The sequence below is a fragment of the Enterobacter chuandaensis genome, from assembly GCF_003594915.1.
Taxonomy (GTDB): domain Bacteria; phylum Pseudomonadota; class Gammaproteobacteria; order Enterobacterales; family Enterobacteriaceae; genus Enterobacter; species Enterobacter chuandaensis.
In genome coordinates this window covers 257,216-271,862 of the sequence record NZ_QZCS01000004.1, presented here as the reverse complement: position 1 = coordinate 271,862, position 14,647 = coordinate 257,216, and the positions used below count along the sequence as shown (strand labels likewise).

At 57.5% G+C, this 14,647-nt stretch carries 17 protein-coding genes; 13 read left to right on the top strand and 4 right to left on the bottom strand.

The window, feature by feature from the left end:
• Window positions 1–3: 3 nt before the first annotated feature.
• The 11 genes from D5066_RS08890 to D5066_RS08840 all read left to right on the top strand — a co-directional run bounded on the left by D5066_RS08890 (window position 4) and on the right by D5066_RS08840 (window position 9,441).
• Window positions 4–543, top strand: a complete 540-nt coding sequence (locus D5066_RS08890) for a P-loop NTPase family protein (RefSeq protein ID WP_119915718.1) — start codon at window positions 4–6, stop codon at window positions 541–543.
• 110 nt (window positions 544–653) lie between these two features.
• Entirely contained in the window at window positions 654–1,655 is a 1,002-nt protein-coding gene (locus D5066_RS08885; RefSeq protein ID WP_119915717.1) for an LLM class flavin-dependent oxidoreductase, read from the top strand.
• Window positions 1,652–2,773, top strand: coding sequence for an amidohydrolase (locus tag D5066_RS08880; protein WP_119915716.1), 1,122 nt, complete (start codon window positions 1,652–1,654; stop codon window positions 2,771–2,773). The genes D5066_RS08885 and D5066_RS08880 overlap by 4 nt, the downstream gene beginning before the upstream one ends.
• A 16-nt stretch (window positions 2,774–2,789) precedes the next feature.
• Window positions 2,790–4,106, top strand: coding sequence for an LLM class flavin-dependent oxidoreductase (locus D5066_RS23390; RefSeq protein WP_119915715.1), 1,317 nt, complete (start codon window positions 2,790–2,792; stop codon window positions 4,104–4,106).
• A 14-nt stretch (window positions 4,107–4,120) separates the two neighbouring features.
• Window positions 4,121–5,053 carry an ABC transporter substrate-binding protein gene (locus D5066_RS23385; RefSeq protein ID WP_080329222.1) on the top strand — a complete coding sequence of 311 codons (933 nt, stop codon included), beginning with the start codon at window positions 4,121–4,123 and terminating at the stop codon, window positions 5,051–5,053.
• Between the two features lie 9 nt (window positions 5,054–5,062).
• A complete protein-coding gene (locus D5066_RS08865) occupies window positions 5,063–5,572 on the top strand; it encodes a GNAT family N-acetyltransferase (protein WP_080329221.1) in 510 nt (169 codons plus the stop codon).
• Between the two features lie 9 nt (window positions 5,573–5,581).
• Entirely contained in the window at window positions 5,582–6,508 is a 927-nt protein-coding gene (locus D5066_RS08860; RefSeq protein ID WP_119915714.1) for an amino acid ABC transporter permease, read from the top strand.
• Window positions 6,492–7,265 (top strand): amino acid ABC transporter ATP-binding protein, encoded by a 774-nt coding sequence (locus D5066_RS08855; RefSeq protein ID WP_080329219.1) that lies wholly within the window; start codon window positions 6,492–6,494, stop codon window positions 7,263–7,265. Before D5066_RS08860 ends, D5066_RS08855 begins: the two co-directional genes overlap by 17 nt.
• A 93-nt stretch (window positions 7,266–7,358) precedes the next feature.
• The gene (locus tag D5066_RS08850; protein WP_119915713.1) at window positions 7,359–7,976 is read left to right on the top strand and encodes a glutathione S-transferase family protein; all 618 of its coding nucleotides are present in this window, start codon (window positions 7,359–7,361) and stop codon (window positions 7,974–7,976) included.
• A gap of 37 nt (window positions 7,977–8,013) precedes the next feature.
• The gene (pptA, locus tag D5066_RS08845; protein ID WP_080329217.1) at window positions 8,014–8,244 is read left to right on the top strand and encodes a tautomerase PptA; all 231 of its coding nucleotides are present in this window, start codon (window positions 8,014–8,016) and stop codon (window positions 8,242–8,244) included.
• Window positions 8,245–8,439: 195 nt separating this feature from the next.
• Window positions 8,440–9,441 carry a Kdo(2)-lipid IV(A) acyltransferase gene (locus tag D5066_RS08840; RefSeq protein WP_119915712.1) on the top strand — a complete coding sequence of 334 codons (1,002 nt, stop codon included), beginning with the start codon at window positions 8,440–8,442 and terminating at the stop codon, window positions 9,439–9,441.
• Between the two features lie 61 nt (window positions 9,442–9,502).
• On the opposite strand, the gene D5066_RS08835 is transcribed toward D5066_RS08840, so the two are convergent.
• Window positions 9,503–9,808 (bottom strand): ArsR/SmtB family transcription factor, encoded by a 306-nt coding sequence (locus D5066_RS08835; RefSeq protein WP_119915711.1) that lies wholly within the window; start codon window positions 9,806–9,808, stop codon window positions 9,503–9,505.
• Between the two features lie 160 nt (window positions 9,809–9,968).
• Between D5066_RS08835 and fusA the strand changes: the two genes are divergently transcribed.
• Window positions 9,969–12,071, top strand: coding sequence for an elongation factor G (fusA, locus tag D5066_RS08830; protein WP_119915710.1), 2,103 nt, complete (start codon window positions 9,969–9,971; stop codon window positions 12,069–12,071).
• A 64-nt stretch (window positions 12,072–12,135) separates the two neighbouring features.
• On the opposite strand, the gene D5066_RS08825 is transcribed toward fusA, so the two are convergent.
• The 3 genes from D5066_RS08825 to D5066_RS08815 form a co-directional block, all read right to left on the bottom strand.
• On the bottom strand, window positions 12,136–12,561 hold the full coding sequence (locus D5066_RS08825; RefSeq protein ID WP_119915709.1) for a DUF3828 domain-containing protein: 426 nt from the start codon (window positions 12,559–12,561) through the stop codon (window positions 12,136–12,138).
• Window positions 12,561–12,923 carry a CHAP domain-containing protein gene (locus tag D5066_RS08820; protein WP_119915708.1) on the bottom strand — a complete coding sequence of 121 codons (363 nt, stop codon included), beginning with the start codon at window positions 12,921–12,923 and terminating at the stop codon, window positions 12,561–12,563. The genes D5066_RS08825 and D5066_RS08820 overlap by 1 nt, the downstream gene beginning before the upstream one ends.
• A 126-nt stretch (window positions 12,924–13,049) precedes the next feature.
• Window positions 13,050–13,622 carry a flavin reductase family protein gene (locus tag D5066_RS08815; protein WP_119915707.1) on the bottom strand — a complete coding sequence of 191 codons (573 nt, stop codon included), beginning with the start codon at window positions 13,620–13,622 and terminating at the stop codon, window positions 13,050–13,052.
• 108 nt (window positions 13,623–13,730) lie between these two features.
• Here D5066_RS08815 and nhoA point away from each other — a divergent pair, with 108 nt between their 5' ends.
• On the top strand, window positions 13,731–14,576 hold the full coding sequence (gene nhoA, locus D5066_RS08810; protein WP_119915706.1) for an N-hydroxyarylamine O-acetyltransferase: 846 nt from the start codon (window positions 13,731–13,733) through the stop codon (window positions 14,574–14,576).
• The last annotated feature ends 71 nt before the right edge of the window (window positions 14,577–14,647 follow it).

Here is a 14,647-nt window from a genome sequence, read left to right as displayed (position 1 = left end):
ACGGTGAAAATCAATATTATTGGTACCAGCGGGAGCGGAAAAAGTACGCTTGCCCAACGCATCGCGGCGGAACTGGCGCTTCCCTACATTGAGATGGACAGGCTTTACTGGCGGCCCGACTGGCAGGGAACGCCCGATGAGGAGCTGCTTGATACGCTGGCGAATACGCTGGATGCCACGCCTGGCTGGGTGCTCGACGGTAACTACAACCGGACGCGCCCTGTGAAGTGGCGTGATGTGGATATGGTCGTGTGGGTTGACTGCGGCTTCACCCGCACGCTCCGGCAGGCGGTCACGCGCGCATTCAAACGCGCATGGCACCGGCAGGAGCTGTGGCCCGGCACCGGAAACCGCGAAAGCTTCCGCCGCTCATTTTTCAGCCGGGAGTCCATCATCATCTGGACAATTAAAACGTGGCGCAGCAACCGCAAACGCTACGAAGCCGACATGCAAAACCCGCAGTACAGCCATATTCAGTTTGTCCGCATTACCTCCCGACCGCAGGCCGACGCGCTGATTTCATCGCTAAAATCACACCGTTAGCAAGGTTATGCTTTTCTGTTTTCCGGCAAACCAAATGTAAATTAATTGTTTCTCAGTGGTGAAATCCGCCTTTAATAATGTCGACATGTTAAGTCAAACGAGAACGCAACATGTCATGGCGAATCAGCATTCTGGATAAAAGCCCCATCGCTGAAAATGAAACGGCTGCCGATGCGCTGGCGCGGACGTTAGCGCTGGCGCAGCAGGCAGAAAATCTGGGCTATCACCGCTTCTGGATTGCCGAACACCACAACACACCACAGCTCGCCAGCCCCTCGCCGGAGCTACTGATTGCCTGGATCCTCGGGCAGACAAAGCGCATCCGCGTCGGATCCGGCGGCGTGATGCTTCAACACTACAGCCCCTATAAAGTCGCTGAAAACTTCAACGTGCTGGCCGCGCTGGCCCCGGGCCGCGTGGATCTGGGCGTCGGGAAAGCCCCCGGCGGACTGCCGCTCTCGACCCGCGCGCTGCAGACTGGCTTGCATCCCCAGGAAAAAGGCAGCTTTGCCGAACAGCTGACGCAGCTTGATCGCTGGATCCGCCCTGAAAACCAGTCGGCGGAAGAGGCCGTTCGCGCCACGCCGTTGCCGCCGGTCCCTGCCCAGGGCTTTCTGCTGGGTGCCAGCACCGAAAGCGCGCTGCTCGCCGCCTCACTCGACTGGCACTTCGTCTTTGCCGCACATCTGAACGGTGACCCGGAACTGCTGCGCGAGGTAGTCACCGCCTGGCGGAATAATAGCGCGCGGGACGTGATTGTGGCGGTGCAGGCGATTGTCGCGCCGACGCAGGCCGAGGCAGACGCGCTGGCGCAGAAGGTCGAAGTGTGGGGCGTTGAGCTGGCAAACGGACAGCGTGTCACCGTGGCAAGCGAAGAACAGGCCTACGCGTTTGCCCGTCAGGCGGGCAGCGAGCCGGTGCGCATTGCCCGCAGGGCGCAGTCTCTGCTAGCGGGAACCGCGGAATCGGTGCTCGAACAGCTTAACGGGCTGCACGAACAGTGGGGCATTGACGAATTCATCATCGACACGCCGATCGCGGAGGGGGCAACGCGCATCTCGTCGCTGCGTCTGCTGGCCGAGGTGCGTCTTAACAGGGAGGTCACCGTATGAGCTTTGGCGAACAACTGATTGCCTGGCGTCGTGAGCTGCACCGGAACCCGGAGCTGTCCGGCCAGGAAGTGGAGACCACCGCTCGCCTGCGCCAGTGGCTAACGAATGCCGGTATTCCCCCACAGCCATACGATCTGCCGACCGGGCTGGTGGTGGAAATCGGAACCGGTAACAAGCTGATTGCGCTGCGGGCAGACATTGATGCCCTGCCGATTGAGGAGCGCAGCGGCGTGCCGTTTAGCTCGCATCGTGCAGGCGTGATGCACGCCTGCGGACACGATATCCACACCAGCGTGATCCTCGGCGCCGCGTTAAAGCTGAAAGAGCGCGAAACCTCGCTCCACGGCCGGGTGCGGATTTTGTTCCAGCCTGCCGAAGAGAACTTTGGAGGGGCGAAGAGCATGGTGCGTGCCGGTGCCCTGCGCGACGTGAGCGCGATTTTCGGTATGCACAACGAGCCCGGCCTGCCGGTCGGGGAGTTCGCCACCCGCGGCGGGCCGTTTTATGCCAACGTCGATCGCTTCGTGATCCGCATTACCGGTAAAGGCGCGCACGCCGCGCGTCCGCACGAAGGCAACGACGCCATTGTGCTGGCGAGCCAGCTGATAACGGCGCTGCAAAGCGTCGCCAGCCGTAACGTCAACACGCTGGATTCGGTGGTACTGAGCGTAACGCGCATCGCCGGGGGGAACACCTGGAACGTGCTGCCGGAAAGCGTGGAGCTGGAGGGCACGCTGCGCACCCACCGCACGGAGGTGCAGCAGAACGTGAAGGCCCGCGTGGGCGAAATCGCCGCCGGGTTTGCCAGCGCCTTCAGCGCGCAGATCGACATCACCTGGTATGCCGGACCCACCGCGCTGGTGAACGACGAGCGCTGGGCTGACTTTGCGACCTCGGTTGCCCGTGAGGCGGGCTACGAAACCCGGCACGCAGAGCTGCATATGGGCGGGGAAGATTTTGCGGTCTATCTGCAGTCTGTTCCCGGCGCGTTTGTCAGCATCGGTAGCAACAGCCCGTATGGTTTACACCACCCGGCGTTTAACCCGGACGAAGCATTAATTGAGCCCGCTGCCCGCTATTTTGCCCAGCTGGCGGAAAAAGCCCTGCAACACGTTTAATACTGGAGAGGTAAATATGTCTGCACATCGTCAACTGCGGCTTGGGACCATTTTGCATGGTGCATCCGGAAACATGTCCGCCTGGCGTCATCCTGCGGCGACCGCTGACGCCAGTATCAACTTTGATTTCGTCAGGGAGACGGCGTTAAAGGCGGAGGAGGGCAAACTCGACTTTCTGTTCGTTGCCGACGGCCTCTATATCAATGAGAAATCCATTCCGCATTTTTTAAATCGCTTTGAGCCGTTAACGGTATTATCCGCGCTGGCAAGCATCACCTCGCGTCTGGGGCTGGTGGGAACCTTATCCACCTCCTACAGCGAGCCCTTTACCACGGCGCGCCAGTTCGCCAGCCTCGATCATCTGAGCAACGGACGTGCGGGCTGGAACGTGGTGACCTCGCCGCTGGAGGGCTCGGCGAAGAACTTTTCCCGCGAAAAACACCCGGAACATGCCCTGCGCTACCGCATTGCCGATGAGTACCTCGACGTGGTGAAAGGGCTGTGGGACTCCTGGGAAGGCGACGCGTTTATCCGCAACAAAGAGAGCGGTCAGTTTTTTGACCCGGCTAAGCTGCATACGCTCGATCATCGGGGCGACTTCTTTCAGGTCGCCGGGCCGCTGAATATTGGTCGCACCCCGCAGGGTCGTCCGATTGTTTTTCAGGCGGGCGCGTCGGACGACGGGAAAAAGCTGGCGGCAAAACATGCCGACGCCATTTTCACTCATCACGAAACGCTCGACGAGGCCAAAGCCTTTTACCAGGACGTGAAGCAGCAGTTGGAAACAAACGGACGCCGCGCGTCAGATTTGCATATCTTCCAGGGCGTCAGCGTAATCGTGGGTAAAGATGCCGAGGACGCGGAAAACCAGTATCAAACCACGGCGGCGCTGGTGTCGATTAACGATGCCCTCAATTACCTGGGGCGCTATTTTGAACATCACGATTTCAGTCAGTATCCGCTCGATGAGCCGTTCCCGGATATCGGCGACCTGGGCAAAAACAGCTTCCGCAGCACCACCGATGAAATCAAGCGCAATGCCGCCGAGCGCAACTTAACCCTGCGCCAGGTGGCCCTTGAGGCCGCGTCACCGCGCCCGCGCTTTTCCGGCACGCCGGAGGAGGTCGCCGACGGCCTGCAGGCCTGGTTTGAAGGCTACGCGGCGGACGGCTTCATTATTCAGGGCGGTACGCCGGATACCTTTCCGCGCTTTGTTGACCAGGTGGTGCCCGTTTTGCAGGCCCGCGGCCTGTTCCGCACCGACTACCCCGGCACCACGCTGCGCGAAAGCCTTGGCTTAGACCAACCGAAAAACCAGTTCATACAACAATAAAAGAGAAAACCGCTATGCAGAAAACATCGCTTATTCTGGCGCTTGCGCTGGCCTTTACCCCTGCCGTCTGGGCAGAGAATGTGAACATTAACGGCACCGGCGTGAGCATCGAGGCCAATAAAACACCGATCAATACCGACAAAAACAGCGAGGCGGTGGCGCAGCTGCCGAAAGATTATCGTTTTGCCGTGCCGGGGAAATTTACCGTGGCGATAGCGGGCCTCAATCAACCGCCGCTGACGGTATTTTCCGACGACAACAAAACGCTGCTCGGCAGCGAGGTTGACGTCGCCCGTCTGGTCGCCGACAGCCTCGGGCTGGAGCTGAACGTGGTGCCGACCTCGTGGGAAGACTGGCCGCTGGGCGTGGCGTCCGGGAAATACGATGCCGCCATCAGCAATATTACCGTCACCAAAGCGCGCAAAGAGAAGTTCGATTTTGCCACCTACCGTAAGGACTCCCTCGGTTTCTACGTGAAATCGACCAGCCCGATCGAGTCGCTTCAGAAAGCGGAGGACATCGCCGGGCTGCGGATTATCGTTGGTTCCGGCACCAACCAGGAAGCCATCCTGCTCGCATGGAATGCCGACAACCTGAAGAAGGGGCTGAAGCCCTTTACGCCGATCTATACCAAAGACGATGCGGCGCAAACGCTGGCACTGCAGTCCGGGCGCGCGGATGCCTACTTTGGTCCGAACGTGATTGGTGCATGGAAAGCGGCGCTGACCGGGAAAACAAAACTGGTGGGCAGCGTCGACGGTGGCTGGCCGAAGGCAGCGCACATTGCGGTGACGCTGAAGAAAGGCAGCGGGCTGGTTGAGCCGGTGCAAACCGCGCTGAACGGGGTGATCAAAAACGGCGATTACGACAAAGTGCTCAACCGCTGGGGGGAAGGGGTTGAGCGCATTCCGCAGTCAGAAGTGAACCCTGCGGGCCTGGGTGATTAAGGAGGCGATATGCGCGAACAATTTCGTGACGTTTCACCGGAAGATGCCGAACTCCAGCCCGTTATCGAGGGGCTATTCGGTGAATATGCCGCCCGCTACGGGGACTATTTTTCCAAAGATGCTGAGGTGGAGCTCACCGAGTGGTATTTAGCGCCACAGGGGCTGTTTATCGTGCTGGAGCGCGACGGAAAAATCATTGCCACCGGTGCGTATAAACCCTTCGACGAACGCACTGCGGAGATCAAACGCATCTGGACGGACAAAACCCTGCGTCAGCAGGGGCTCGCCGGGCGCGTGGTGCAGGAGCTGGAGCGCAGGGCGGTGCTGGCGGGTTACAGCCAGATCTACCTGACCACCGGTTTTCGCCAGCCGGAAGCGGTGCGGCTGTATCTCAGCCAGGGCTACCAGCCACAGTTTGATCTCAACCGCGATCCGGAAGAGTACAGCCAGCCGCCGTTTGACGGTCGGTTGCGCTTCACTAAGACGCTGGTACGCGAAGCGTTCAGCAAAACCGCATGAGGAACGACGATGAGCAACCCTGAAACCATTAAGGTGGTCCCGGCGCGTTATCCGCTGCGGACAGTCGGCGCCGCGGTGGCGCTGTTTGTGCTGGCGGTCGTGATCCAGTCCGTCGCCTTCAACCCGCGCTGGGAGTGGGCGGTGTTCGCCCGCTGGTTCTTTGACCCGGTTATCCTTGAAGGCGTAGGGCAGACCCTGCTGCTTACCCTGATCGGTACCGCGCTGAGCGTGGTGTTGGGCGGCATGCTGGCGCTGGCGAGACTTTCCTCGTCCTGGCTGCTGAGCAGCCTGGCGTGGGGCTATATCTGGCTGTTTCGCTCGCTGCCGCTGATTGTGGTGCTGATCATCCTCTACAACTTTTCCTATCTCTACGACACGCTCTCTCTCGGCGTGCCGTTCACCGGCATCACCTGGGGCAGCTTTGAAACCATTAACGTACTCGGGCAGTTTTCCACCGCCGTGGTAGGGCTGACGCTGGTGCAGAGCGCCTACACCGCCGAGATTATTCGAGGGGGCTTCCTCGGCGTGGATCACGGCCAGTATGAAGCGGCCGCCGCGCTTGGCCTGCCTGCCTGGCGACGCACGGTGCGCATCATTTTGCCTCAGGCGCTGCGCACCATTCTGCCGTCCGGGTTCAATGAAATTATCAGCCTCGCCAAGGGGACGGCGATGGTCTACGTCCTGGCGATGCCGGAGCTGTTCTATACCATCCAGATGATCTACAACCGCACCCAGGAGGTGATCCCGCTGCTGATGGTCGGGGCCGCCTGGTACCTGGTCATTACCACTGTTTTGTCAGCCATTCAGTACGTTGTTGAGCGCGGTCTCGCCCGCAGCGAACGCCGCTCTGCCGTAAATCAGAACCGCGACACTCGCCGCGTCCGTTCCGTGACCACCACGCCAGCACAGGAGCCCGTTCATGCAAGCCTCTCCTGAAGGACATATTTCGATTACCGGCGTCAGCAAGTTTTTTGGCCGCCATAAGGCGCTCGACAACGTTTCGCTTGAGATCCCGCCGGGGTCCGTGACGGTGATCCTCGGGCCGTCCGGTTCGGGCAAATCAACCCTGCTGCGCACCATTAATCACCTGGAGCGCGTCGACGAAGGCTTTATTCAGATAGACGGGGATTACATCGGCTATCGCCGCCAGGGTGACAAACTCTACGAGCTGAAGGAGAAGGAGATCCTCAAACAGCGCGTCAACGTGGGCTACGTGTTCCAGAACTTCAATCTCTTTCCGCATCTGACGGTGCTGGAAAACCTGATTGAAGCGCCCATCGCGCATAAGAAGCTCGGCAAAAAAGAGGCGGTGGAAAGGGCGTACAGCCTGCTGGACGTGGTTGGGCTGCGGGATAAGGCTGACGCCTGGTCACGGCATCTTTCCGGCGGTCAGCAGCAGCGCATCGCGATTGCCCGTGCGCTGGCGCTGCGCCCCCGCGTGATGCTGTTTGATGAGCCGACCTCGGCGCTGGATCCTGAACTGGTCGGCGAAGTGCTGGACGTGATCAAAAAGCTCGCCCGGTCCGGCACCACGCTGGTGGTGGTCACCCATGAGATCGGTTTTGCCCGCGAGGTGGCGGACCAGGTGGTGTTTATGGTTGACGGGAAAATCGTTGAGCAGGGGAGCAGCGACGAGGTTTTGAACCGTCCGTCGCACCCACGCACGCGCCAGTTCCTCTCTAAAGTGCTGTAAGGATCGCAGATGAAAAAAACAGGCGGTCAACCCGCCTGGGATAACCTGCTCATCGTGCTCTACACTTAGGGTTTTTATTCCTGAGGGGGCAACATGATGAAACTCTATGGCGTACCCGGCTGGGGCTCGGCAATCGGTGAAGTGATGCTAACCCTGGCAGATATCCCTTATCAGTTTGTGAACGTGGACGGGTTTGACCAGCCCGGCCCGCAGCGCGAGCTGCTGCAAAAACTCAATCCGCTGTGTCAGGTGCCCACGCTTGAGCTGGAAAATGGCGCGATCATGACCGAAACTGCGGCCATCGCCCTGATGGTGCTCGACAGATGTCCCGATCTCGCTCCGCCCGTGGGGCAGGCCGAACGTCAGCAGTTTCAGCGTCTGCTTATCTGGTTTGTGGCGAACGTCTATCCCACCTTTACTTACGCCGACTACCCCGAACGCTGGGTGCCAGATGCGCCGGAACAGCTGCAGAAAAACTGCATCGAGTACCGGAAATCACTTTACCTGTGGTTTGACAGCCAGCTGAAAGCCTCGCCATTCGCATTGGGTGAACGGCTGACGCTGCTGGACGTCTATATTGCAGTAGCGCGTACCTGGGGGCCGCGTCATGAATGGTTTGCGGCAAACACGCCCAATATTACGGCCATCGCCGATTCCGTTTGCGCACTGCCGGAACTGCACAAGGTGTTAAAGGCAAACAACATTATCTGATAACGTGGAATGCCCACACATAACAGGAAGCCTGCATATGCCACATGTCGATATTAAATGTTTTCCCCGCGATCTGAATGACGAACAAAAAACTGCCCTGGCAGCGGATATTGCCGAGGTGATTATTCGCCACTTCAACAGCAAAGACAGTTCAGTGTCGGTGGCATTGAACCAGGTAAACCCGGAAGACTGGAAAGCGCAGGTCTGGGATACCGAAATAGGGCCGAAGCTGGACGCATTAATTAAAAAACCAGGGTATTCAATGTAAGCCCGTTTGCCGGGGAAGGGCTGCGTCGTCCCCGGCTTTACCTGCCTCAATGCTTTCTTTTTCGCAAAAAACGATAAAAATGAGTTTTATCTTATCCGTTACACTTTACGTTTCTGACTGACATTTTATACATCCTTAGGAAAGATCTGGCACAGAATCACGTTAAGGACAGCAACGTTAAAGGATAATTTTCTCATGACAAAATTACCCCGGTTTTCATCCGCCTTTTTTCACCCTCGTTACTGGCTAAGCTGGACAGGCATCGCGGCGCTTTGGCTCATCATGCTGCTGCCGTACCCGGTGCTATACAGAATTGGGCATCGCCTGGGGCGGTTAGCCATGCGTTTGTTGCCTCGCCGCGTCGACATTGCCCGCCGCAACCTTGAACTTTGCTTCCCGGAGATGAAAGCGGAAGAGCGTGAAGCCTTACTGCAGCGTAATTTTGAATCCGTGGGGATGGGGGTAATCGAAACCGGCATGGCGTGGTTCTGGCCCGAGTGGCGCGTGCGTAAATGCTTTACCGTGCGTGGGTATGAACATATGGAGCAGGCCAGGGCGCAGGGAAGAGGCGTGGTGCTGATCGGCATGCATTTTCTGACCCTTGAGCTGGGCGCGCGGATATTTGGCATGCTTAACCCTGGAATAGGGGTTTATCGTCCCAACAATAATGCGCTGCTGGACTGGCTACAAACGCGCGGGCGTCTGCGTTCAAATAAAACCATGCTGGATCGCCATGACTTAAAGGGCATGATCCGCGCCCTGAAGCAGAATGAAATTCTCTGGTACGCGCCGGATCATGACTATGGCAAAGCCAACAGCGTGTTTGCGCCTTTCTTCGCGGTTCCGGATGCCGCCACGACGGCGGGCAGCTATATGCTGGTAAAAAGCGCAAAGCCTGCCGTCATTCCGTTCGTGCCGCGCCGCAGGGCGGACGGTACCGGGTACGAGCTGATTATTCTTGAGGATATCAGTGCTTCATTGCAGGGCGCGGATAAAACGTCGGTTGCAGCGCAGATGAACCGGGCGATTGAGCAGGCGGTGATGATGGCTCCAGAGCAGTATATGTGGCTGCACCGTCGCTTCAAAACGCGTCCGGAAGGTCAGCCGGACAGGTACGCCCGCCGCAAGCGTGGGGCATCGCGGGTTGATATCCTCTCTGCCGGGGATCTTTCTGACCGGTCGGGCATACAGCACTAAAAGCGTCTCTCACTTCTTGCCGGGTGGCGCTGCGCTTACCCGGCCTACAATGTGCGAAATATCAATACGTTGCTGTTGTCAGCAGTATTTCCATCAGCCCCGGAAAGCGGGCATCCAGATCCTCTCTTCGTAATGAAATCATATTTTCTCGCCCCTGCGGACGCTGCCAGATGACCCCACTGTCGCGCAACACGCGCCAGTGGTGGGTCATCGTGGACTTCACCACATCGTCCGGGCGCAGCGCGTTACAGCTGAGTTCGCTGCCGTCGGCGAGTCGGCGAATAATCGATAGCCGGAGCGGGTTGCCGAGGGCAAACAGCACATTTTCCAGCAGTATTTGTTCAGTTTCAGGGTGGTTAGGGATCATCGTTTTCCTGCGCGTGATGTCAGATTGAGCTATATCAACAATAGGCCAACCCTTAAAAAATAGTTCGATAATACGCGTACAATAGGACTATTATAGCAAACGAACCAATGCACGACCATCCCGGTCGTCACAAACACGTCATAGTGACTAAGGAAATATCATGCCCCGACCCATTCCTCTCGAACGTTATCGCAACATCGGTATCTCCGCGCATATCGATGCCGGTAAAACCACCACCACTGAGCGCATCCTGTTTTATACCGGGATGAGCCACAAGCTGGGTGAAGTACACGATGGCGCGGCAACCACTGACTGGATGGCGCAGGAGCAAGAGCGCGGGATCACGATCACCTCCGCAGCGGTCAGCTGCTTCTGGCCTGGCATGGACAGAGGCTTTGAGCCGCATCGGATCAACATCATCGACACCCCGGGGCACGTGGACTTCACCATTGAGGTGGAACGTTCCATGCGCGTGCTCGACGGCGCCGTGATGGTGTATGACTCCGTGGGCGGCGTCCAGCCGCAGTCGGAAACCGTCTGGCGTCAGGCCAACAAATATCACGTTCCGCGGCTGGCCTTCGTCAACAAAATGGACCGTCCGGGTGCCGATTTCTTCCGCGTCGTGCGGATGATGCAGGAGCGCCTGAAGGCCAATCCGGTACCGATTGTTATCCCGGTGGGTGCCGAAGATCATTTCACCGGCGTGGTGGATCTCATCAAGATGCGCACCATTCTGTGGGACGATGCGACGCAGGGCATGGTATTTACCTATGCGCCCGTGCCGGATGATTTAGTCTCTACCGCCCAGGAGTGGCGGGAAAAAATGGTCTCTGCCGCGGCGGAAGCCAGCGAAGAACTGATGGATAAATATCTGGAGACGGGCGATCTGTCGGAAGCGGACATTATCAGGGGGCTGCGCATTCGCACCATCTCGGGCGAAATCCAGCCGATGCTGTGCGGCAGCGCCTTTAAAAACAAAGGCGTGCAGCGCATGCTCGATGCGGTGATTGAGCTGATGCCGTCGCCGCTGGACGTGCCGGCCATTGACGGCGTGGATGAAAAAGGGCAGCACGCGGAACGTCATCCAAGCGATGACGAACCTTTCTCCGCCCTTGCGTTCAAGCTGATGAGCGACCCGTACGTCGGACAACTGACCTTCATCCGCGTGTACTCCGGCGTGCTGCGTAAAGGCGACGCGGTGTACAACCCGGTGAAAGGGAAGAAAGAGCGTATCGGGCGTATCGTGCTGATGCACGCCAACGATCGCCATGAGGTGGACGAACTGCGCGCCGGGGATATCGCGGCCTGCGTGGGGCTGAAGGACGTGACCACCGGCGACACGCTCACCGATCCGAACGCCGTGATCACGCTTGAGCGCATGGAGTTCCCGGACCCGGTTATCTCGCTGGCAATTGAGCCGAAAACCAAAGGCGATCAGGAGAAAATGGGGATCGCGCTGCAGCGTCTGGCGGCGGAAGATCCGTCGTTCCGCCTGCATACCGACGAAGAGTCCGGCCAGACGATTATTTCCGGGATGGGTGAGTTACACCTGGAGATCATCGTCGACCGCATGAAACGTGAGTTCGGCGTCGAGGCGAATATTGGTCGTCCGCAGGTGACGTACCGCGAGACCCTGCGCAAGGCGGTGAAGGATATCGAAGGTAAATTCGTCCGTCAGTCCGGTGGTAAAGGGCAGTATGGCCATGTGGTCCTGAGCCTGGAGCCGCTGGAGCCCGGAAGTGGCTTTAAATTTGAAGATGCCACCAAGGGCGGCGTGGTGCCGCGCGAGTATATCCCGTCCGTTGAGAAAGGGCTGCGGGAGGCGATGAACAGCGGCGTGCTGGCGGGCTATCCGGTGGTCGACGTTAAAGCGACGCTGACGTTTGGATCGTACCACGACGTCGACTCCTCGGAGATGGCGTTCCGCATGGCGGCGATCCTCGGCTTCAAGGAGGGCGCTCGCAGGGCGGATCCGGTTATTCTTGAGCCGATCATGCACGTGGAGGTGGAAACGCCGGAAGAGTACGCCGGGAACATCATGGGCGATCTCTCTTCCCGCCGAGGCATGGTGCAGGGGATGGCGGAGCAGTACGGAAGCCAGATTATTCGCGCTGACGTACCGCTGGCGGAGATGTTTGGTTACGCCACCGCGCTGCGCTCGATGTCCCAGGGTCGCGCGACGTATACGATGGAGTTCCATCATTTTGCGGAAGCACCGCGGAATGTTGCGGATGAGATTATTGCGAAGCGTGCGAAGAGTTAATTAATTACACATGGTAGTCGTTTGGCTACCATGTGCTTTTTATACGGCACGGAGATTATGCATGTTACTTAATTAGCGTTGCCGAGCGGACTTTCCATTTCCCTTGTTCTTCAACAAGACAATCTGCAACAACGTGATCTTGTTTCTTACCAAACGCGATATAGACGTTTGTGCAAACGGCGTCAAAATCAGAGTGCAGGACGGTTATCTGATTCCAGTCCTCATCCCAATCCTGTGATTTGATGAACATATCGGCATCGGGCATATCTTTTTCGTTACTGTCACCTGAATACAATTCTTTTATTGCTGCAATTGTTCCCGAGGCAACGTAATCATTCATAATATCTGGGTTAAGTACGGGCGGTTTGTTCTGATCTAACTGCGCGATATACCATTGATTGAATTTAAGCGCCGCCTGACCGGGTGCATAAACGTTTTCTGCGGCCGCGAGCGGAGAAAGGGCTAAAAGTAAAATGCAGAGTGTTTTCATTAATCATGCCTGAACAGTTCGTAATGTGGTTGTATGTTGCGGTAAGCCTGCCCTGGGTACATGGTGCGTTGAACAAAATCGCTGATCCACTGCTGACCATCGTATATGCAAACGTGACCGCTATCATGACCAACAATATTTTGAATAACTGCGACGTCGCCTGCATGGGGTTGATCGTATACCAGGCGGAAGCCTGCGTTGACTAATGTGCGACCCATATCTTTTGCCAGATGCGTGTTGGGGATTTTCAATCTGCCACCCGTTCTGATCGCTTCGGTTACGTAGCGAGCACAATAACCCGTGCTCTTGGGTTGCGCGTGGGATTTCGCATATGATATTGCACCATCTTTATTCCATGACATTGATATTTCCTTAATGAAAGATTGTTTATGCAACAACTTCTGAAATATCCTCCGTTTTACATCGCCATGATAAACATAAAATGCCATAGAAATTTTTAATAATTCAGTGGGATATGATTAAGTAAATCAATCCAGCGCCTTCACCATCTTCCCGCTCGCCACAAACGTCCCCGCGCCCAAATGATGCAGTGTATTTAGCTTATCCCCGTCAAACTGCCAGCGTCCGGCGACAAACGCGCTTTCATCCGCTGCTGCGGAAACCACTTCGCCAAACAGCGTATCGTATTTTTCTGCCGCGGAAGTGACGGGTAATAACCGGCACTCCATCCACGCCAGACATCTCTCTTCAATCACCGGCAGGCCAAGTTCAGGGCCGTTCACGACCGGGATCCCGTAGCAGTTAAATTTATCCTCGTCGCGCCCACTGACGCTACCCACCGCGAACGTCCAGTTGGCCGCCGCCACGCCGGGGATGACGATGCCAAACTTTCCGCTGCGCTCGATAAGCTCGCGTGACCAGGTACTTTTATCCACGACGATCGCGATGCGCGGCGGTTCAAACTCAACGGGCATTGACCACGCGGCGGCCATCACGTTGCGTCTGTCGAGGTTTTCATCCCGACTGGTGATAAGCACGGTGGGGCCGTGGTTGAGCAGACGGCTGGCATGACGTAATTCAACAGGGCGAAAGTGGCTCATAGGATCTCCTCATCTACACCGATGAGTATGGCGAAAAAGCACGTAAATCAAAGTGAGTGCGTAAAATTAGTTTATAAACAGAACATCACAATCAAAGGAAAATGATGTATGTCTCCATTTCTGACCGCCTATTTCGCTCGCATCGGCTGGACGCAGCCGACGGAGGTTGATATCGATACCCTGCGCGCGCTGCATATACACCACAACTGCGCCATCCCTTTCGAAAATATTGATGTCGTCCTGCCGCGCGAAATTCATCTTGACGATCGCTGTCTGGTCGACAAACTGGTGACGGCGCGACGCGGGGGATATTGCTTTGAGCAAAACGGTCTTTTTGAGCGCGTCTTGCGTGAAGTCGGGTTTACCGTGCGCAGCGTGCTGGGGCGGGTCGTGCTGGCAAATCCGGCGCAAATGCCGCCGCGCACGCACCGCCTGCTGCTGGTCGAGCTGAACGGCGAGCGCTGGATTGCCGACGTGGGGTTTGGCGGACAGACGCTGACGGCGCCGATTCGCCTGCTCGCCAACGAGGAGCAGGAGACCCCGCACGACATGTACCGTCTGCTGAGCGAGGGCAACGACTGGGTGCTGCAGTTCCGCCACCACGAGCACTGGCAGTCGATGTACCATTTTGACCTGACGACGCAGTATTTTAGCGATTACGTGATGGGGAACTTCTGGTCGGCGCACTGGCCGCAGTCGCATTTTCGTCATCATCTGCTGATGTGCCGCCACCTGCCGGACGGCGGCAAGCTGACGCTGACCAACTTCAACTTCACCCACTGGCAGAACGGTCACGTGGAGGAACAGATCCATCTGCCGGATGCTGGGGCACTGTACCAGCTGTTGCAGGAACGCTTTGGGCTCGGCGTTGAAGATCCGAAGCACGGCTTTACGCTGGCAGAACTGACGGCGGTGATGGCGGGGTTTGATACGCATCCGCAGGCAGGGAAATAGCCCGGTGGCGGCTACGCCTTACCGGGCCTACGGGAGTGTGAATGTAGGTCGGGTAAGGCAAAGCCGCCACC